The following is an 18089-nucleotide window of genomic DNA, read 5'->3' on the forward strand; positions in this document are numbered from 1 at the left end:
ATCAGTTTTTCTCTTCCTTCTTGACCACTTCAATGCCCAGCTCGGCCAGAGAGGCCGGGTTGGCAAAGCTTGGCGCTTCGGTCATCAGACACGCTGCGGCAGTGGTTTTCGGGAAGGCAATAACATCACGAATGTTATCAGTGCCGGTCAGCAGCATGGTCAGGCGGTCAAGACCAAATGCCAGACCCGCGTGCGGAGGCGTGCCGTATTTCAGGGCGTCCAGCAGGAAGCCGAACTTCTCGCGCTGCTCCTGCTCGTTAATGCCCAGGATGCCGAACACGGTCTGCTGCATTTCGCCGCTGTGAATACGCACGGAACCGCCGCCCACCTCGTAGCCGTTGATAACCATATCGTAGGCGTTCGCGACCGCGTCTTCCGGCGCCGCTTTCAGCTCTGCTGCCGTCATGTCTTTTGGCGAGGTGAACGGGTGGTGCATCGCCGTCAGGCCGCCTTCACCGTCCTCTTCAAACATTGGGAAGTCGATAACCCACAGCGGCGCCCATTTGTTTTCGTCGGTCAGGCTCAGGTCTTTGCCGAGCTTCAGACGCAGCGCGCCCATCGCATCCGCCACGACTTTCTTGTTGTCTGCGCCGAAGAAGATCATGTCGCCGTCCTGCGCGCCGGTGCGCTCAAGGATCGCTTCCACGATGTCGGCGTTCAGGAACTTCGCTACCGGGCTGGTGATACCTTCCAGACCTTTCGCACGCTCGGTCACTTTAATATAGGCCAGTCCTTTCGCGCCGTAGATCTTGATGAAGTTGCCGTAGTCGTCGATCTGCTTGCGGCTCAGTGCTGCACCACCCGGTACACGCAGGGCCGCCACGCGGCCTTTAGGATTGTTAGCCGGGCCAGAGAATACGGCAAACTCAACGCCTTTCACCAGGTCTGCAACGTCCACCAGCTCCATCGGGTTACGCAGGTCTGGTTTGTCGGAGCCGTAGCGACGCTCGGCTTCAGCGAAGGTCATGATGGGGAAATCGCCCAGCTCAACGCCTTTCACGTCGTTCCACAGGCTACGCACCAGGGCTTCCATCACTTCACGCACCTGCTCGGCGGTCATGAAGGAGGTTTCCACGTCGATCTGGGTAAATTCAGGCTGGCGGTCAGCGCGCAGGTCTTCGTCGCGGAAGCATTTAACGATCTGATAGTAGCGATCGAAGCCGGACATCATCAGCAGCTGTTTGAACAGCTGTGGAGACTGCGGCAGCGCGTAGAATTTACCTTTATGAACGCGGGATGGGACCAGGTAATCGCGCGCGCCTTCCGGCGTGGCTTTGGTCAGCATCGGGGTTTCGATGTCGAGGAAACCGTGGTCATCCATAAAGCGACGCACCAGGCTGGTGATTTTCGCACGGGTTTTCAGGCGCTGAGCCATTTCCGGGCGACGCAGATCCAGGTAGCGGTATTTCAGACGCGCTTCTTCAGTGTTGACGTGGTTGGAGTCCAGCGGCAGCGCTTCTGCACGGTTGATAATCACCAGATCGGACGCCAGCACTTCGATGGCACCCGTTGCCATGTCGGCGTTGACGTTTTTCTCGTCACGCGCACGCACGGTGCCGGTAACCTGAATGCAGAACTCATTACGCAGCTCAGAGGCCAGCTTCAACGCATCTGCGCGATCCGGGTCGAAGAACACCTGAACGATACCTTCGCGGTCGCGCATATCGATGAAGATAAGGCTACCAAGATCACGACGACGATTGACCCAACCACACAGGGTTACCTGCTGCCCGACGTGGGACTGACGCAGCTGCCCGCAATATTCTGTACGCATGAGATATCCCTTAATTAGCCGCAGGCTAAATGTCGCCTGGTATGCAGGCTACTATGTCGCAGCTTTCTGTATGTCACAACTGGATGAAAAAAGGCGGCTATTATACTGGAAATTCCGCCGGACGATAAGAGCGAACCACGGCCAGGCGGTCGTTTGCTGCACTCTTATTGCGCATTCTCACAAAAATTAACAAAATTATCCGACCAATAACAGGCCATCACGTCGTATGGTGTCTGGAAGTGATTCATTTAACGGGAGTAACGATGTTAACACTTGATGCCAGTAAAACCGCACTTGTCGTGATTGATTTACAGGAAGGCATTCTGCCCTTCGCCGGTGGCCCGCATACCGCGGATGATGTGGTCAGCCGCGCCGCTCGCCTGGCGGAAACATGTCGTGCCAGCGGTGCGCCTGTTGTCATGGTGCGCGTCGGCTGGTCTGCGGATTACGCCGAAGCGTTAAAACAGCCCGTTGATGCCCAGGCTCCTGCACGCGCCCTGCCTGAAAACTGGTGGACGTACCCGGTCTCACTCGGCAAACGCGACGGCGATATTGAAGTGACTAAACGCCAGTGGGGCGCATTTTACGGTACCGATCTCGAACTGCAGCTCCGCCGTCGCGGCATCGACACCGTCATCCTGTGCGGCATTTCCACCAATATCGGCGTGGAGTCTACCGCCCGCAACGCGTGGGAGCTGGGCTTTAACCTGGTGATCGCCGAAGATGCCTGCAGCGCGGCCTCCGCGGAACAGCATCAGGGCAGCATGACCCATATATTCCCGCGCATCGGACGCGTGCGCAGCACGGATGAGATTGTCAGCGCGCTATGATGTATGTCGGCCTGCCCCAGTGGTCGCACCCGAAATGGGTGCGCCTTGGCATCACCAGCCTTGAGGAGTATGCCCGACACTTCAACTGTGTCGAGGGCAACACCACCCTGTATGCGCTTCCCAAAGCCGAGATTGTTGCGCGCTGGCGGGAACAAACGACCGACGACTTCCGCTTCTGCTTCAAGTTTCCGGCAACCATTTCCCACAACGCCGCGCTGCGCAACTGCGGCGATTTGACCGAAGAATTTTTTACGCGCATGTCGCCGCTGGCGAACCGCATCGGTCAGTACTGGATCCAGCTACCCGCCACGTTTGGCCCGCGCGATTTGCCTGCGCTCTGGCAGTTTCTGGATGTCCTGCCCCGTGAGTTCACCTACGGCGTTGAAGTCAGGCATCCTGAATTTTTTGCAAAGGGCGAAGCAGAAAAAGCGCTCAATCGCGGCCTGCTTGAGCGTTCCGTAAACCGGGTGATCCTCGACAGCCGCCCGGTGCACAGCGCTGTCCCCCATAGCGAAGCCATCCTCGAAGCGCAGCGTAAAAAACCGAAAGTGCCGGTCCACGCCATTGTCACCGCACATAACCCAATGGTCAGGTTTATCGGCAGCGATAACATGCAGCAAAATCAGGCGATGTTCGCCGTCTGGCTGCAAACGTTAGCGAAATGGGAACACTCCACCACGCCGTATCTCTTTTTGCACACGCCGGATATCGCCCAGGCGCCCGAACTGGTCGATGCTCTGTGGCAGGCCTTGCAGGCTGCGGTGCCGTCCGTGGGCAGCGCCCCTGGCATCCCACAACAATCTTCTCTTTTCTGATATCACCCCCTATCATAGTGAAGTGCCATCTGCCAAAAACAGGGAGTTTGTATGGTCAGCGCGCTGTATGCGGTGTTAGGTGCATTACTGCTGATTAAGTTTTCATTTGATGTTGTGCGCCTCAGAACGCTGTACCGTGTCTCCTACGGTGACGGCGGATTTTCAGAGCTACAAAGCGCTATCCGTATTCATGGCAACGCGGTCGAATACATCCCCGCAGCCTTAATCCTGCTGCTGTTTATGGAGATGAATGGCGCAGAAACCTGGATGGTGCACATTTGTGGCCTGCTTCTTATTGCTGGCCGCCTGATGCACTATTACGGTTTTCACCACCGCTTAATCCGCTGGCGTCGTTCCGGCATGAGCGCGACCTGGTGTTCGCTTTTGCTGATGGTGCTAGCTAACCTGTGGTATATGCCGTGGGAGTTGGTTTTCTCCCTCCATTAGCGCACAATACGCCACTTTATTTTTCCCGGATTTTTACGTTATGTCAGATCGCGACACGCTTTTTTCCGCGCCTATCGCCAGCCTGGGCGACTGGACCTTCGATGAACGGGTAGCCGAAGTCTTCCCGGATATGATCCAGCGCTCTGTTCCCGGTTATTCCAATATTATCTCTATGATCGGCATGCTGGCTGAGCGCTTCGTTCAACCCGGCACGCAGGTCTATGACCTGGGGTGCTCGCTCGGCGCGGCAACGCTGTCGGTTCGTCGTAATATTCACCAGGAAGGCTGCCGAATCATTGCCGTCGATAACTCACCGGCCATGGTTGAGCGCTGCCGTCGCCATATTGACGCGTACAAAGCCCCTGTCCCGGTGGACGTGGTGGAAGGTGATATCCGCGAGATTGAGATCAATAACGCCTCGATGGTGGTGCTGAATTTCACCCTTCAGTTCCTGGTGCCTGAAGACCGCCAGCTGCTGCTGGATAAAATTTATCAGGGGCTGAATCCCGGCGGCGCGCTGGTGCTCTCGGAGAAATTCAGCTTCGAAGATGCCGAGGTTGGTGAACTGCTGTTCAATATGCACCACGATTTCAAACGGGCGAACGGCTACAGCGAGCTGGAGATCAGCCAGAAGCGCAGTATGCTCGAAAACGTGATGCTGACGGATTCCGTAGAAACCCACAAAGCGCGTCTGAGCAAAGCCGGGTTTGAGCACAGCGAACTGTGGTTCCAGTGCTTTAACTTTGGCTCTCTGGTGGCGCTAAAAGCGGGAGAATCCGCATGATCGAATTCAGTAACTTCTATCAGCTGATTGCCAAAAACCAGCTCTCCCACTGGCTGGAAACCTTGCCCGCGCAGATTGCCGCCTGGCAGCGCGATCAGCAGCACGGCCTGTTAAAGCAGTGGTCAAACGCGGTGGAGTTTCTGCCGGAACTGACCCCGCATCGTCTGGATCTTCTGCACAGCGTAACCGCCGAGAGCGAAGAGCCGCTTCCGGCCGGGCAGATCAACCGTATCGAAACGCTGATGCGTAACCTGATGCCGTGGCGCAAAGGGCCGTTTTCACTTTACGGCGTGAACATCAATACCGAATGGCGCTCTGACTGGAAATGGGATCGCGTTCTGCCCCACCTTTCCGACCTGACCGGGCGTACCATTCTGGACGTGGGCTGCGGCAGCGGTTACCACATGTGGCGCATGATTGGCGCGGGCGCGCATCTGGCCGTCGGTATTGACCCGATGCAGCTATTCCTGTGCCAGTTTGAAGCGGTGCGCAAGCTGCTGGGTAACGACCAGCGCGCGCACCTGCTGCCGCTGGGCATTGAACAGCTCCCTGCCCTGAAAGCGTTTGATACCGTCTTCTCCATGGGCGTGCTGTATCACCGTCGTTCTCCGCTTGAACACCTGTGGCAATTGAAGGATCAGCTGGTCAGCGGCGGCGAGCTGGTGCTGGAAACGCTGGTGATTGAAGGCGATGAGCATGCCGTTCTGGTGCCGGGCGATCGCTACGCGCAGATGCGCAACGTTTACTTCATCCCTTCCGCGCTGGCGCTGAAGAACTGGCTGGAGAAGTGCGGGTTTGTGGATGTGCGGATTGCCGACGTCAGCGTGACCTCAATTGAGGAACAGCGCCGCACCGACTGGATGATCACCGAATCGCTGGAGCAGTTCCTCGACCCGGCCGACCACAGCAAAACCATCGAAGGCTATCCGGCCCCGATGCGCGCGGTGTTGATTGCGACCAAGCCGTAGCCTTTAGCCGGGTGGCGGCTACGCCTTACCCGGCCTACTCGTAGCACGTTTTCTCCGAAATAGTTCAAGTTGCAGCAAGGCGGCAACGCAGCGCCCCCCCGGGCGCTTACATCAGTAAGTGACCGGGGTGAGCGAGGCGGCCAACGCAGCTGCGGCTTGAAATATGAAGGAGAAAAAAAGGCCCCTGTTGAAATTGCAGGGGCCTGGTACAAGCAAGCATCATATTGGGCGACATGATGCGCGGTAAAAATCGGTACGTTGCTACACGTGGTGGCGCTCAATCAGCGACTTCATTTCCGCAACCGACTCTCCCTCTACGCCATAGCGTGAATACTCATCCGCTTCAGCATCCGTCGACATTGACAATCCTGTGTTGCGATAACGCATGGGTGAAGGTATCCATTTACCCGCGGAGCTGTGCAGCTCTTCTACCCCGGCGTTTAAAAACCGTTCCAGATTGCTGGCGCGGACTCCCGCACCCGCCATTATTATTGGAACACCGGAATGTGCTTTTAGTTCCGTAATTAATTGCAGTCCTTTTTCAGCTGACGCCTGCTGGCCCGATGTCAGAATGCGCGCCACGCCAAGTTCTGCAAGCGTTTCAAAGGCCTGAAGCGGATCTTTACACATATCAAATGCGCGATGAAAAGTGACGGCCAGCCCCTGTGCGGCGCTCATAATCTGACGCATGCGCGGTAGATCGATATTGCCGTCTTCATCCAGCAGGCCGATCACCAGCCCCGGAAACCCCAGGTCCCGAACGAGCGCGATATCATCAAGCATGGCACTGAACTCGCCCGCCGTGTAACAAAAATCACCGCCGCGCGGACGAATAATCGGGTGAACGGGAATGGTGACGGCCTGACGGGCAGACTTCAATACGCCGAAGGACGGCGTCAGCCCGCCCTCTTTGGGTGCCGCGCACAGTTCAATGCGGTCAGCCCCGTGCTTTTGCGCGGTCACGGCACACTCCACGCTGTAACAACAAATCTCCAGCAGCGCCATTTAATCCTCCTGAAATCCCACTAAACGAACCATCATGCCACGCCGTCCGTTTTCAGTCCCGGCGTGAACTCACAACTCTTACGCTTCACTGGCAACGATCTGCTCAATGGTCCACGGATGAAACTTCACCGTGACCTGTCCGTCAGTGACGGCCAGCGTCGGGTTAGGTAACCGCTCGCGCTCGCCTTTGGGTGAACTCGTCTTCACAAAAATTCCCGGCTTGCTTAAACCCTCGTCAGAAAGCAGAGCCAGCGCGCGCGCGTTCAACGTCTCCGGCTCTCCCGACAGAACAATTTCGATATGTTCCCAGCCTTCGTGCGGATAGCGTTTCTCACCCGGCCACGGCAGTTCAACCACGGTGAATTGCCAGTGCGCCACGCTCACCGGTTCATGGAGTTTAAACAGGCAAATGGGGCGACCGTTGATGATGTTCTCGGACAGTAACTCACCGCACTGCTCAAACCCGCGACGCCAGCGCTCGGCGGTGGCATTCTGATGACAGCGCAAAGAGATGTGATCGGCCTCAAGCGGTGCGATATCCAGACCCAGACGGGTGGCAAGTTCTGTGAACGCCTGGGTGAAGCGCGGTAAATCTGCGGAAATATCATGCAGTTCGTCAATGGATTGCCAGTTCGCCATAATTCACTCTCTTTTCGTGTCGCAAAGCCGCTAATTTACTCTGTTGACCTGTTTTGACCAACCGCAGAATCCGGCTTTTTGCGACTGCATGATTATGCACACCTTCACCGCCTGGATTCTGAGCAATCTTCAGGCCCCGCGATGCTGACGCCAGAAGGCATTTGCAGTATACTCCCGCCCTAAATTCTTTAACTGGCGCGGGCGGTTGTAAGCCCGCATCAAAAACGTAAGGTATCCAGGTGAATATTCAGGCTCTTCTCTCCGAAAAAGTCAGTCAGGCACTGATTGCCGCAGGTGCGCCTGCGGATTGCGAACCGCAGGTTCGTCAGTCAGCAAAAGTACAGTTTGGCGACTATCAGGCTAATGGCGTGATGGCAGTGGCTAAAAAACTGGGCATGCCGCCGCGACAGCTCGCTGAGCAGGTACTGACGCATCTGGATCTTTCCGGCATTGCCAGCAAAACCGAAATCGCCGGTCCGGGCTTTATCAATATCTTCCTTGAGCCTGCGTTCCTGGCACGCCACGTTGACGCGGCGCTGAAATCTGACCGTCTGGGCGTTTCCCAGCCGGAGGCGCAGACCGTCGTGATCGACTACTCTGCCCCGAACGTGGCGAAAGAGATGCACGTTGGCCACCTGCGCTCCACCATCATCGGTGATGCCGCAGTGCGCACGCTCGAGTTCCTCGGTCACAAGGTGATCCGCGCGAACCACGTGGGCGACTGGGGTACCCAGTTCGGCATGCTGATTGCTTACCTGGAAAAACAGCAGCAGGAAAACGCGGGTGAAATGGCGCTGGCGGACCTGGAAGGCTTCTACCGCGAAGCAAAAAAACACTACGACGAAGACGAAGCCTTCGCCGAGCGCGCGCGCAGCTACGTGGTAAAACTGCAGGGCGGCGATCGGTATTTCCTCGAGATGTGGCGCAAGCTGGTCGACATCACCATGTCTCAGAACCAGCTCACCTATAACCGCCTGAACGTCACCCTGACCCGTGACGACGTGATGGGTGAAAGCCTCTATAACCCAATGCTGCCCGGCATTGTGGCCGACCTGAAAGCCAAACACCTGGCGGTTGAGAGCGAAGGCGCAACGGTTGTGTTCCTTGATGAGTACAAAAACAAGGAAGGTGAACCGATGGGCGTGATCATCCAGAAAAAGGATGGCGGCTACCTCTACACCACCACCGATATCGCCTGCGCGAAATACCGTTACGAAACGCTGCATGCTGACCGCGTGCTGTACTACATCGACTCCCGTCAGCACCAGCACCTGATGCAGGCGTGGACCATCGTGCGTAAAGCCGGTTACGTGCCGGATTGCGTTCCGCTGGAACACCACATGTTCGGCATGATGCTGGGTAAAGACGGCAAGCCGTTCAAAACCCGTGCTGGCGGTACCGTGAAGCTGTCCGACCTGCTGGACGAAGCGCTGGAACGCGCCCGCCGTCTGGTGGCCGAGAAGAACCCGGACATGCCTGCCGATGAGCTGGAAAAACTGGCCAACGCCGTGGGTATCGGTGCGGTGAAATACGCGGATCTCTCCAAGAACCGTACCACCGACTATATCTTCGACTGGGATAACATGCTGGCGTTTGAAGGCAACACGGCGCCTTACATGCAGTATGCCTACACCCGCGTGCTCTCCGTATTCCGTAAGGCAAACATCGACGAAAGCGCGCTGGCGAATGCTGCCGTGACCATCACGGAAGATCGCGAGGCGCAGCTGGCGGCGCGTCTGCTGCAGTTCGAAGAGACGCTGACGGTTGTCGCGCGTGACGGAACGCCGCACGTGATGTGTGCTTACCTGTACGATCTGGCGGGTCTGTTCTCTGGCTTCTACGAGCACTGCCCTATTCTGTCTGCGGAAAACGAATCGGTCCGCAACAGCCGCCTGAAGCTGGCACAGCTCACGGCGAAGACCCTGAAGCTGGGACTGGATACCCTGGGTATCGAAACCGTAGAACGCATGTAATACAAAAAACCCGGCAAATGCCGGGTTTTTTCTTTTCGGGCAATCATTATTCCCAAACAAGAACTTCGAATGTGTCCAGCTCGTATTCTTTACCCATGTAGCCGATGCAGCAGCCTTTACTCAAGTGCCTACCCGCTTTACCAACAAACAACCCTTTTTCAAATTTTGCACGGGCCACATACAGCGGTGCGCCGTTATCTTCCCGCCCGGCCTCAACCATATTTGGTGGGAATTTTTTACCACTCACCGCGACCCATTTTAGTGGGCCAGTATAAATGTCGAAATCAGTACAAATATGTTCAGCTCCGCCCCATGGGATCCAGGCCGTATTCCCCAGAACCCATTTACCTGGATGAACGCCATCCTTGTATTTGGCTCGAATGATAAATAATGGCGACGGCCCGACGATACCAGGTACACCATTTTCATATCCAGCGACCGGTGCATCTAAAGGAATAAATTCATTTTTGCTTGCAACTTTCCACATAATGACATCCTTATTTAAATGGAAGTAACTTATTGGTTAGATATCAGTAATAGCGTGAATAGCAAGATTATTATCAAGGGATTTAAAAATTATCACTTTCGCGATAGAGTTTTTGACACCCTGAGCCTGCATAAAGGTGCGTTCAGCAATATAGCTGTGAAGTTCCCCTGCTACCAGCTGGTGGCCCACATACATCAATGGCTTATACCCGGCACCGTCAAAATTGTTAAACGCAGTTTCAAACATCTCAAGCTGTTGAGTCGACATCTTATCAGCGGATTCATTAACCGCAGGCGTAATAACAATAGCGCCCATCATGGCATTACTCATAGTACATCTCCTTGTATTTTTATGTATTAGCGCATTCGCTAACACAATTTAAAAATACGCCTTAATGAGAGTTTACTTTGCGCTCCCAGTCACATTTTATATTATTACTAAAATATTAATACCTTGAATAAATAAAGCACTAACATAATTGATAATTATTTATTTTTCATATTTTTTAAAACAAAAACCGCGCCGATATTATCGAACGCGATTTTTTCCAGCCAATATTAATTAGAAGTATTTTCGCAAATATTCCGTCAAACAGAGAATCGCCATCGCCTGCCCATACGGCATCGACGTCAGCGGGATCTGGCGATAAAACTCAAGATTGCTCCCCATCCCCGTACCGAACGAGGTTTGCAACAGCTCGCCTTCCGGCGAGATATTCTTGACGATACCGCGAATGGCTTTTTCTGCCACTTCGGCATACTCCGCGCCAACGTAGCGCTTGCGCACAGCTTTCAGAATGCCGTAGGCAAACCCTGCCGTGGCGGACGCCTCAAGATACGAATGTGGATCGTCAAGCAGCGTGTGCCACAGCCCGCTGTCGTCCTGACATTTCGCCAGCGCGGCAATCTGCGCATTCAATACCTGCACCAGGTAGCGACGCACGGCGTTGTTTTCCGGCAGATCCACCAGCTCGAGGAAGTCCGGGATGACGATGGTGAGCCAGCTGTTGCCGCGCGCCCAGCGGGCATTGGCGAAGTTGTGATTACCGTCGTAGCTCCAGCCGTGGAACCACAGCCCGGTCTCCCGGTCCATCAAGTTCTGCACGTGCAGCAGGAACTGATAAACCGCCTCTTCAACGTATTCCGGTTTGTTGAGCAGCTTGCCGATTTTCGCCAGCGGCAGCACCGTCATCATCAGCGTGTCATCCCACATCTGCTGGTGGTTCTCTTCCGCCAGGGTGATGTGCTGCATCCCGCCGTGTTCAGTGCGCGGCATCTCGGCCATCGCCCATTCCGCCCAACTTTCCAGCCACGGCAGCCAGGCCTGATTTTTGGTCTCTTCGTATCGATAGGCCAGCGTCAGGAACGGCGACATGGTATTCACGTTTTTGGTGGTCGCGCCTTCCGCAAAGCGGTCGGCAAACCAGCTGTCGATGATGTCTCGCATACCTTCGTCGCCGGTCTGGCAGTAATACTGCCAGATACCGTACAGGCCGACGCCGTGCGTCCACTCCCATCCGGCCCAGCCTTTGGTGTCGATCACGCGCCCGTCGTCCAGCCGCAGCAAAAATTCACCCGTTTTGTCGTGGATATTGACCAGGCTATGCGTCACTTTTTGAATCAGCGATTTCAGCTCGTCCCGGGCGATAAAGCGCTCTGGCTGACGCAGTAACGGGCTATGTTTGACAGGCCAAACTTTCATTATCTTAACCTCTGTTGTATGTCGAATTCAGTACCGCGCGATCCTTCAGCGAAGGCGCCGCTGGCTTGTTGCGATTCAGATAACCGATGTTGTTATTGCCCCACAGTGACTCATAAGGCATACCGGCCAGCATCTCGACGGTGGCGCGGGCGTGTGGCGTCGCTGACTCAGGCATCGCATGACCACACTCACGCATTTTCGCGGTCTCCTCGCGCAGCGTGCTGTGGGTCTGCAAATTGAGCTTGAAGCGCAGGGAAACGAGGAAGCCGCAGAACAGCACCAGGATGGTGCCCACGCTCAGGATCATCAAAATGGTGTGGCTCACTTCCGCAGGCTGCACTTTCTGACCGCTGACAAAACCGGACATCTGCATCACAATGCCCACCAGCATCACCGCACCGGCCTGTGACGCCTTACGGGTCAGGGTCATGATGCCCGCGAAGATCCCTTCGCGGCGCTGGCCGGTGATCACTTCATCCACGTCAGCAATGTAGGTGTAGGTATTCCACGGCACGTAGTTGATACCGCCGCGACCCAGCCCGGCCACCGCAGAGATCAGCAACAGCAGAGAGTAAACGTCGCTCAGACCCGCGTAATAGAGCACGGCGTAGGAAATTGATGCCAGACCAAACAGCACCACCACCATGCGGTAGGACGGTGCCGGCCCGAAGCGGATACACAGCGGGATCATGGCGATAACCGCAAGGAACTGGAAGATGGCCATCGTGCCCAGCAGATTGGACGCCATTGACGCTTCCTGCATCAGCACGAACACCACGTAGTAGGTGAATACCGCATTAAACACGTCCTGCGCGATATAGCCGCCGAGGTACATGCCCAGATGCTGACGGAAAATCTTGATGCGCAGCGTGGAGCTTAGCTCGACGAACAGGCGGTTGAGGCTCTGCCCCAGCGTCAGTTTCTTCTTCTCTTCTTCAGCACGCAGCGCCGCTTCAGACCACTCTTCGCGCGGGCGTTCCCAGGTGAAGAACCAGACGAAGGTCAGCATCAGCGCGCAGAGCACGGAGAAGACCAGGCTTGCGTAGAAGAAGGAAACCGCGTTGTCTTTCCCGAAGTGGGTCAACAGGATCCCCGGCAGGAAGGAGGCCAGAATGGCGGACATCTGCGCCATAGAGATACGCGCCCCGGAGAACTTGGTTTTCTGCTTAAAGTCGTCGGTCATTTCCGGCACCAGCGTTTCGTACGGCACCAGAATCATGGTGTAGACAATATCAAACACCAGATAGGTCAGCAGGTAGTACCAGAAGCTCATGTCCCCTACCCACATCAGCGAGTAGCTGAACACGCACGGAATCCCCAGCAGGATAAAGAATTTACGACGGCCGAAGCGCTTACCGAGCCAGGTCGTACCAAAGTTATCGGTTAAAAAGCCCATTAACGGGCTAACCACGGCATCCAGCACCCTTGCCGCGGCAAAGATGAACGTGGCTTCGATCGGTGAGAGCCCGCAGAAGGTGGTATAGAAATATAAAAGCCAGGCCGCCGTCAGGGCGGTAGTACCCGCCCCGAGGAAATCGCCTGACCCGTAAGCAAGATAATTTGCGAGTCCAATTTTACGTGTTTTCATTGCCGTCAACCCTAATCAGTTTTGGGAGACTCCCTGCAAGCAAGCTTCATCCGGGAGCTTTTATACGGCTACAGTAAATGCATCGGCCTGTTGATACCTTTCTGTTTCTGCCATCACCAGGCGGGTGAATGGCAAAAATGCAAAGAGTATCGTCACGCGCGTCACTGATTTATAAAACAGCGTTTCTATTTATTCAAAAGGCGAGGGCAATTTTGAGAGCCAGCCATCAGAATTGCCTGATGGCTGGTGAAAAGAGAGGGTGTTAGCGGTAGTTCACGATGACAGAATTACTCTGTACTTTCAGGGCCGGGATTAAGCGTCCACCGCCCGGCACTTCCCAGATGAAACGCAGAGGTTCAATGGCCGGTACGCCGTTGAACGCCTGTGTCGTGCCGTTTTCGCCGTCGATTTCCGTGCAGCGCGTCTGAGAACAGAGGCGCACCCGCAGTCCGGCCGGGGTTGGGCCAATCAGCCGGTAGTTCCAGACCACAAGGCCCATCTGACCGGAAACCCCGTCAGAAGGCGACAGCGGGTTAGAGGACATGGCGACGCCCCGGTTGCTGAGGGTCACCCCCATGCTGCTCGCCTGCCAGGTCCCCTCCCCGCCAGCCTGTGCCGCCAGCGGGAAGAGCAAAATCCAAAGCCATTTACGCATTATTTTCCTCCAATCGTCGCGGTCATGCGGATATGACGGTTATCCGACAGCTCCAGATTCGACAGCACGACCAGCTGATTCAGGCTACGACGCAGGAAGCGCGACAGCAGCGGACGCAGCGCATGGTTCACCAGCAGCACCGGCGGCGCGCCCAGCATTTCCTGACGCGCCAGCGCCTCCTGCGTTTGCGCCAGCAGACGGTCCGCCAGCCCCGGCTCCAGGCCGCCCCCGCCCTGCAGGGCCTGCAGCAGCAGACGTTCAAGCGGTGTATCGAGGCCAATAACCTGCACTTCTCCGGTTCCCGGGAACCACTGCTGGGTGATCGCGCGGCCCAGCGCCACGCGCACCACAGCCGTCAGCTCGTGCGGATCGCTCTGGATTGGCGCATGCTCTGCCAGCGTTTCCAGAATGGTGCGCATATCGCGGATCGGCACCTTTTCTTCGAGCAGGTTTTGCAGCACCTTGTGCAGCGTTGTCAGCGTCACCACGCCCGGGACCAGATCTTCCGTCAGCTTCGGCATCTCCTGCGTGACGCGGTCCAGCAGCTGCTGCGCTTCCTGACGGCCAAACAGCTCCGCCGAGAATTGCCCAATCAGGTGGTTAAGGTGGGTCGCCACCACGGTACTGGCTTCAACAACCGTATATCCCTGGATCTGCGCCTGCTCTTTCAGGGCACTTTCAATCCAGATAGCGGCCAGGCCAAAGGCCGGATCGATGGTTTGCTCGCCCGGCAGCGTGCCTGCGGCGGTGCCGGGGTTAATCGCCAGCCAGCGGCCCGGATAGGCATCACCGCTGCCAATTTCGACACCTTTCATCAGGATGCGATAGCGCGCGGGCGGCAGGTCCATATTGTCGCGGATGTGAACAACCGGCGGCAGGAAGCCCATATCCTGCGCGAATTTTTTACGGATGCTGCGGATACGGCCAAGCAGCTCGCCATCCTGCTGGAAATCGACCATCGGAATCAGGCGATAGCCCACTTCCATGCCCAGGGAATCTTCCAGCTGAACGTCGTTCCAGGTCGCTTCGACGGCCTGGGTATTCTCCGGCATTTTTACCGGAACAGGTTCCGCTGCCGGTTTGGTTTCACGACCGCGCATCCACCAGGCTAGCCCCAGCAGGCCCGCCGTAAACAGCAGGAACACCAGGTTTGGCATACCCGGCACCAGACCGAGCAAACCCAGAACGGCAGCGGCCAGCAGCATCACGCGCGGGTTACTGAAGAGCTGGCCAACCATCTGCTCGCCAACGTCCTGATCGGTACTCACGCGGGTCACAATCACACCCGCCGCCGTGGAGATAACCAGCGCCGGGATCTGCGCGACCAGACCGTCACCAATGGTCAGCAGCGTATAGCTCTCCGCCGCGTGGCCCATGTCCATCCCGTGCTGCAATACCCCCACCAGCAGGCCGCCGACCACGTTAATCACCATGATCAGAATGCCCGCGATGGCGTCACCGCGCACAAACTTACTCGCACCGTCCATGGAGCCGTAGAAGTCCGCTTCCTGCGTCACTTCCGAACGGCGCTTTTTGGCTTCATCTTCGGCGATAAGACCGGCGTTCAGGTCGGCGTCGATCGCCATCTGCTTGCCCGGCATCCCGTCCAGCACAAAACGCGCGCCCACTTCCGCAATACGCCCTGCACCTTTGGTGATAACCATAAAGTTGATGATAACGAGGATAACGAACACCACGATGCCGATAGCGAAATTGCCGCCCACCAGGAAGTGGCCGAACGCCTCCACCACTTTACCTGCCGCTGCCGCACCGGTGTGACCTTCCATCAGGATGATACGCGTGGACGCGACGTTCAGCGCCAGTCGTAGCAAGGTGGTAAACAGCAGAATGGTCGGGAACGCGGCGAACTCCAGGGTACGCTGGGTGAACATCGCCACCAGCAGCACCATAATGGACAGCGCAATATTGAAAGTGAAAAGCAGATCGAGGATGAACGCCGGGAGCGGCAGTACCATCATCGACAGAATTAGCAGGATCAGAATCGGCCCGGCAAGGATCTGCCATTGGGTCGATTTCAGGTTGCCGGGCAGGCGCAACATTGCCACCAGATTAGCCATCAGTGTCCTTCTCGTTCATAAAATCCAGCGCGGCAGGCACCGGAAGGTTCTCAGGTTTCACAGGCCGTTGACCGCCGGCCAGACGCCAGCGCTTCAACTGCCATACCCAGGCCAGCACTTCCGCCACGGCGGCGTAGAGTTGTCCCGGGATCTGTTGTCCAATATCCGCATGGCGGTACAGGGCACGCGCCAGCGGAGGGGCTTCGAGGATCGGCACGCGGTGTTCTGTGCCAATTTCCCGGATGCGCAGTGCGATTAGTCCAGCCCCTTTCGCGACGACCTTCGGCGCGCTCATTTTGTTTTCGTCGTAGCGCAGCGCAACGGAATAGTGCGTCGGGTTGGTAACAATGACGTCGGCCTTCGGCACATCTTCCATCATGCGGCGACGGGCGACGGCACGCTGCATCTGGCGGATGCGCCCTTTCACGTGCGGGTCACCTTCCATCTGCTTATATTCGTCACGAATATCCTGCCGTGACATGCGCAGTTTTTTGAAGTGGGTATAAAGCTGGAAGATCACGTCAAAACCCACCATCGGGATAATGCTCAGCACCACCAGCAGCGCGCAGAGCCCGACCAGATTCAGCGCGTTGCTCATCGCGGTGAGCGGCGATTCGCTGATAAGACGCATCATTTCCGGCCAGTGGTACCAGAGGTAAAACCCCGCGGAACTGCCCATCAGCACCGATTTGAGCACGGCTTTGAGCAGCTCAGCCCCGGTCTGCGCAGAGAACATTTTCGCAATGCCCGGCAGCGGGTTCAGTTTGGAAAATTTCGGTTGCAGCGATTTGGCACTAAAAACCAGACCGCCGAGCATCACCGGAGAGACCAGCGCGACCAGCACAACCCCGGTAATCAGGGGCAACAGCGCGACCATGGCCCCTTTAATAAGCTGAATAATCTGGCTGAGGATCAGATTCGGATCGTTGACCATGCTGTGGTCAAAGCGTAAGCCGGTGGACAACATTCCCGCCAGCTTGCGGGCAAGCGACTCCCCGCCCCACCAGATAATGCACACGCCTACGATCAGGATCAGCAGGGAGGTCAATTCTCGGGATCGGGGGATCTGCCCTTCCTCACGCGCTTTTTCTAGTCGGTGGGGTGTGGGGGCTTCCGTTTTGTCGTCGTTCTCTTCTGCCACAGTGCATGCTCAGCCCATTACGTCACGGGTATCATGCCAGCGCAGCGGAAATCCAATGGCGGGAAAAGCCCGTTTATTCGGGCTCTTTTCGGTGATTTTGTCGCAAACCGCCTCAGGCGGCGTAAACCTCCTGAGGCGGAATTGGCAATCAGAAGCCGAGGCTGTCCAGCAGGTCGTCGACCTGATCCTGGCTTGCCACGACGCCCGCTTTGCTGGCGTCGAGCTGAGGACCATTGAGCAGGCTTTCGTTCTCGCGTTTTGGACGGGCTGCCGGTTCCGGAATGTTCTCCAGCAGAACCATCAGCAGCTGACGCTCAATCTCCTGGATAACATCCATCATGCGCTTGATCACCTGACCGGTCAGGTCCTGGAAATCCTGCGCCATCATGATGTCCAGCAGCTGGGCGTTGGTGAAGCTGGTGTGGCCCGGCACGTCACCCAGGTACTGACGGGTATCCGTCACCAGCTCGCGGGCATCCGCCAGCTCGATAGGGTTCTCAAACCACTCGTCCCAGCGTTTGCTCAGCGCTTTCGCTCCCTTTTCCATCGCATCCTGGTGCGGCTGTGACGCTTCAACGCTGTTCAGCGCACGCTCAGCAGCCTGAGCGGTCATCTGCACAACGTAGTCCAGACGATCGCGGGCATCAGGAATGGCTTCCGCCGCTTCGGCAATCGCCTGATCCAGACCCAGCTCGCGCAGGCTGTCACGCAGCATGCGCGTCAGGCTGCCGATGCGGACGATGATATCGCTCGGCGAGTGTTCTTCAACGGGTTTCATAGCAGGTTGCAACATTTCCATCACCTCACATGCCGAGTTTCTCGAAGATCTTACCGAGCTTCTCTTCCAGGGTTGCCGCGGTGAATGGCTTCACCACATAGCCGCTTGCGCCCGCCTGTGCAGCGGCAATGATGTTCTCTTTTTTCGCTTCTGCAGTGACCATCAGAACCGGCATAGACGCCATTCCCGCATCGGCACGAATGGTTTTCAGCAGTTCCAGACCGTCCATGTTAGGCATGTTCCAGTCGGAGATAACAAAACCAAACCCGCCAGCCTGCAGCTTGTTCAGCGCATCAACGCCGTCTTCTGCTTCTTCAACGTTGTTGAAGCCCAGCTCTTTCAGCAGGTTGCGCACGATGCGACGCATGGTGGAAAAGTCATCCACAACCAAAAACTTAAGCTCTTTATCCGCCATAAAATAATACT

At 56.5% G+C, this 18089-nt stretch carries 18 protein-coding genes; 6 read left to right on the forward strand and 12 right to left on the reverse strand.

The window, feature by feature from the left end; translation table 11 throughout:
• Position 1: 1 nt before the first annotated feature.
• Positions 2-1774 carry an aspartate--tRNA ligase gene (gene aspS / locus AC2TE5_RS13765; protein ID WP_484611825.1) on the reverse strand — a complete coding sequence of 591 codons (1773 nt, stop codon included), beginning with the start codon at positions 1772-1774 and terminating at the stop codon, positions 2-4.
• A gap of 263 nt (positions 1775-2037) precedes the next feature.
• Here aspS and AC2TE5_RS13770 point away from each other — a divergent pair, with 263 nt between their 5' ends.
• Genes AC2TE5_RS13770 through cmoB form a run of 5 tightly spaced genes read left to right on the forward strand, consistent with a single transcriptional unit; the run spans position 2038 to position 5618 of the window.
• A complete protein-coding gene (locus tag AC2TE5_RS13770) occupies positions 2038-2604 on the forward strand; it encodes a hydrolase (RefSeq protein WP_121424197.1) in 567 nt (188 codons plus the stop codon).
• On the forward strand, positions 2601-3419 hold the full coding sequence (locus tag AC2TE5_RS13775) for a DUF72 domain-containing protein (protein WP_484611826.1): 819 nt from the start codon (positions 2601-2603) through the stop codon (positions 3417-3419). The genes AC2TE5_RS13770 and AC2TE5_RS13775 overlap by 4 nt, the downstream gene beginning before the upstream one ends.
• A gap of 51 nt (positions 3420-3470) precedes the next feature.
• The gene (locus tag AC2TE5_RS13780; protein WP_021240443.1) at positions 3471-3866 is read left to right on the forward strand and encodes an MAPEG family protein; all 396 of its coding nucleotides are present in this window, start codon (positions 3471-3473) and stop codon (positions 3864-3866) included.
• Between the two features lie 40 nt (positions 3867-3906).
• Positions 3907-4650 carry a carboxy-S-adenosyl-L-methionine synthase CmoA gene (gene cmoA / locus AC2TE5_RS13785; RefSeq protein ID WP_032647795.1) on the forward strand — a complete coding sequence of 248 codons (744 nt, stop codon included), beginning with the start codon at positions 3907-3909 and terminating at the stop codon, positions 4648-4650.
• Positions 4647-5618 (forward strand): tRNA 5-methoxyuridine(34)/uridine 5-oxyacetic acid(34) synthase CmoB, encoded by a 972-nt coding sequence (gene cmoB / locus AC2TE5_RS13790; protein WP_121424203.1) that lies wholly within the window; start codon positions 4647-4649, stop codon positions 5616-5618. The genes cmoA and cmoB overlap by 4 nt, the downstream gene beginning before the upstream one ends.
• Positions 5619-5879: 261 nt before the next feature.
• On the opposite strand, the gene cutC is transcribed toward cmoB, so the two are convergent.
• Entirely contained in the window at positions 5880-6623 is a 744-nt protein-coding gene (gene cutC, locus AC2TE5_RS13795; protein WP_484611827.1) for a copper homeostasis protein CutC, read from the reverse strand.
• Between the two features lie 78 nt (positions 6624-6701).
• Positions 6702-7262 (reverse strand): VOC family protein, encoded by a 561-nt coding sequence (locus tag AC2TE5_RS13800; protein WP_484611828.1) that lies wholly within the window; start codon positions 7260-7262, stop codon positions 6702-6704.
• A gap of 239 nt (positions 7263-7501) precedes the next feature.
• Between AC2TE5_RS13800 and argS the strand changes: the two genes are divergently transcribed.
• Positions 7502-9235, forward strand: a complete 1734-nt coding sequence (gene argS / locus AC2TE5_RS13805) for an arginine--tRNA ligase (RefSeq protein ID WP_213327874.1) — start codon at positions 7502-7504, stop codon at positions 9233-9235.
• A gap of 46 nt (positions 9236-9281) precedes the next feature.
• Here the strand turns inward: argS and AC2TE5_RS13810 are convergent, their stop codons facing one another.
• The 9 genes from AC2TE5_RS13810 to cheY all read right to left on the reverse strand — a co-directional run bounded on the left by AC2TE5_RS13810 (position 9282) and on the right by cheY (position 18078).
• Positions 9282-9722 (reverse strand): DUF3421 domain-containing protein, encoded by a 441-nt coding sequence (locus AC2TE5_RS13810; RefSeq protein ID WP_484611829.1) that lies wholly within the window; start codon positions 9720-9722, stop codon positions 9282-9284.
• A gap of 36 nt (positions 9723-9758) precedes the next feature.
• Positions 9759-10052 (reverse strand): hypothetical protein, encoded by a 294-nt coding sequence (locus AC2TE5_RS13815; protein WP_484611830.1) that lies wholly within the window; start codon positions 10050-10052, stop codon positions 9759-9761.
• Positions 10053-10283: 231 nt separating this feature from the next.
• Positions 10284-11423: a beta-galactosidase BglB gene (gene bglB, locus AC2TE5_RS13820; RefSeq protein WP_484611831.1), complete on the reverse strand. Its 1140-nt coding sequence runs from the start codon at positions 11421-11423 to the stop codon at positions 10284-10286.
• Between the two features lie 4 nt (positions 11424-11427).
• The gene (locus AC2TE5_RS13825; RefSeq protein WP_213327876.1) at positions 11428-13011 is read right to left on the reverse strand and encodes an MFS transporter; all 1584 of its coding nucleotides are present in this window, start codon (positions 13009-13011) and stop codon (positions 11428-11430) included.
• Between the two features lie 262 nt (positions 13012-13273).
• Complete coding sequence (flhE, locus tag AC2TE5_RS13830; RefSeq protein ID WP_213327877.1) at positions 13274-13666, reverse strand: flagellar protein FlhE; 393 nt, start codon at positions 13664-13666, stop codon at positions 13274-13276.
• Entirely contained in the window at positions 13666-15744 is a 2079-nt protein-coding gene (flhA, locus tag AC2TE5_RS13835) for a flagellar biosynthesis protein FlhA (RefSeq protein WP_024909680.1), read from the reverse strand. Before flhA ends, flhE begins: the two co-directional genes overlap by 1 nt.
• Positions 15737-16885 carry a flagellar biosynthesis protein FlhB gene (gene flhB / locus AC2TE5_RS13840; protein WP_213327878.1) on the reverse strand — a complete coding sequence of 383 codons (1149 nt, stop codon included), beginning with the start codon at positions 16883-16885 and terminating at the stop codon, positions 15737-15739. Before flhB ends, flhA begins: the two co-directional genes overlap by 8 nt.
• A gap of 148 nt (positions 16886-17033) precedes the next feature.
• Entirely contained in the window at positions 17034-17678 is a 645-nt protein-coding gene (gene cheZ / locus AC2TE5_RS13845; RefSeq protein ID WP_023312251.1) for a protein phosphatase CheZ, read from the reverse strand.
• Between the two features lie 10 nt (positions 17679-17688).
• The gene (gene cheY / locus AC2TE5_RS13850; RefSeq protein WP_008500431.1) at positions 17689-18078 is read right to left on the reverse strand and encodes a chemotaxis response regulator CheY; all 390 of its coding nucleotides are present in this window, start codon (positions 18076-18078) and stop codon (positions 17689-17691) included.
• Positions 18079-18089 lie beyond the last annotated feature (11 nt).

The organism is Enterobacter sp. N5-15 (assembly GCF_057221635.1).

Bases quoted from the DNA above. Each gene is read 5' to 3' on its own strand.
- cheY (WP_008500431.1), bottom strand. From the start codon at position 18,078: ATGGCGGATAAAGAGCTTAAGTTTTTGGTTGTGGATGACTTTTCCACC.
- cutC (WP_484611827.1), bottom strand. From the start codon at position 6,623: ATGGCGCTGCTGGAGATTTGTTGTTACAGCGTGGAGTGTGCCGTGACC.
- AC2TE5_RS13775 (WP_484611826.1), top strand. From the start codon at position 2,601: ATGATGTATGTCGGCCTGCCCCAGTGGTCGCACCCGAAATGGGTGCGC.
- flhA (WP_024909680.1), bottom strand. From the start codon at position 15,744: ATGGCTAATCTGGTGGCAATGTTGCGCCTGCCCGGCAACCTGAAATCG.
- AC2TE5_RS13810 (WP_484611829.1), bottom strand. From the start codon at position 9,722: ATGTGGAAAGTTGCAAGCAAAAATGAATTTATTCCTTTAGATGCACCG.
- cmoB (WP_121424203.1), top strand. From the start codon at position 4,647: ATGATCGAATTCAGTAACTTCTATCAGCTGATTGCCAAAAACCAGCTC.
- AC2TE5_RS13800 (WP_484611828.1), bottom strand. From the start codon at position 7,262: ATGGCGAACTGGCAATCCATTGACGAACTGCATGATATTTCCGCAGAT.
- AC2TE5_RS13825 (WP_213327876.1), bottom strand. From the start codon at position 13,011: ATGAAAACACGTAAAATTGGACTCGCAAATTATCTTGCTTACGGGTCA.
- flhE (WP_213327877.1), bottom strand. From the start codon at position 13,666: ATGCGTAAATGGCTTTGGATTTTGCTCTTCCCGCTGGCGGCACAGGCT.
- aspS (WP_484611825.1), bottom strand. From the start codon at position 1,774: ATGCGTACAGAATATTGCGGGCAGCTGCGTCAGTCCCACGTCGGGCAG.
- AC2TE5_RS13770 (WP_121424197.1), top strand. From the start codon at position 2,038: ATGTTAACACTTGATGCCAGTAAAACCGCACTTGTCGTGATTGATTTA.
- cheZ (WP_023312251.1), bottom strand. From the start codon at position 17,678: ATGTTGCAACCTGCTATGAAACCCGTTGAAGAACACTCGCCGAGCGAT.
- cmoA (WP_032647795.1), top strand. From the start codon at position 3,907: ATGTCAGATCGCGACACGCTTTTTTCCGCGCCTATCGCCAGCCTGGGC.
- bglB (WP_484611831.1), bottom strand. From the start codon at position 11,423: ATGAAAGTTTGGCCTGTCAAACATAGCCCGTTACTGCGTCAGCCAGAG.
- AC2TE5_RS13780 (WP_021240443.1), top strand. From the start codon at position 3,471: ATGGTCAGCGCGCTGTATGCGGTGTTAGGTGCATTACTGCTGATTAAG.
- AC2TE5_RS13815 (WP_484611830.1), bottom strand. From the start codon at position 10,052: ATGAGTAATGCCATGATGGGCGCTATTGTTATTACGCCTGCGGTTAAT.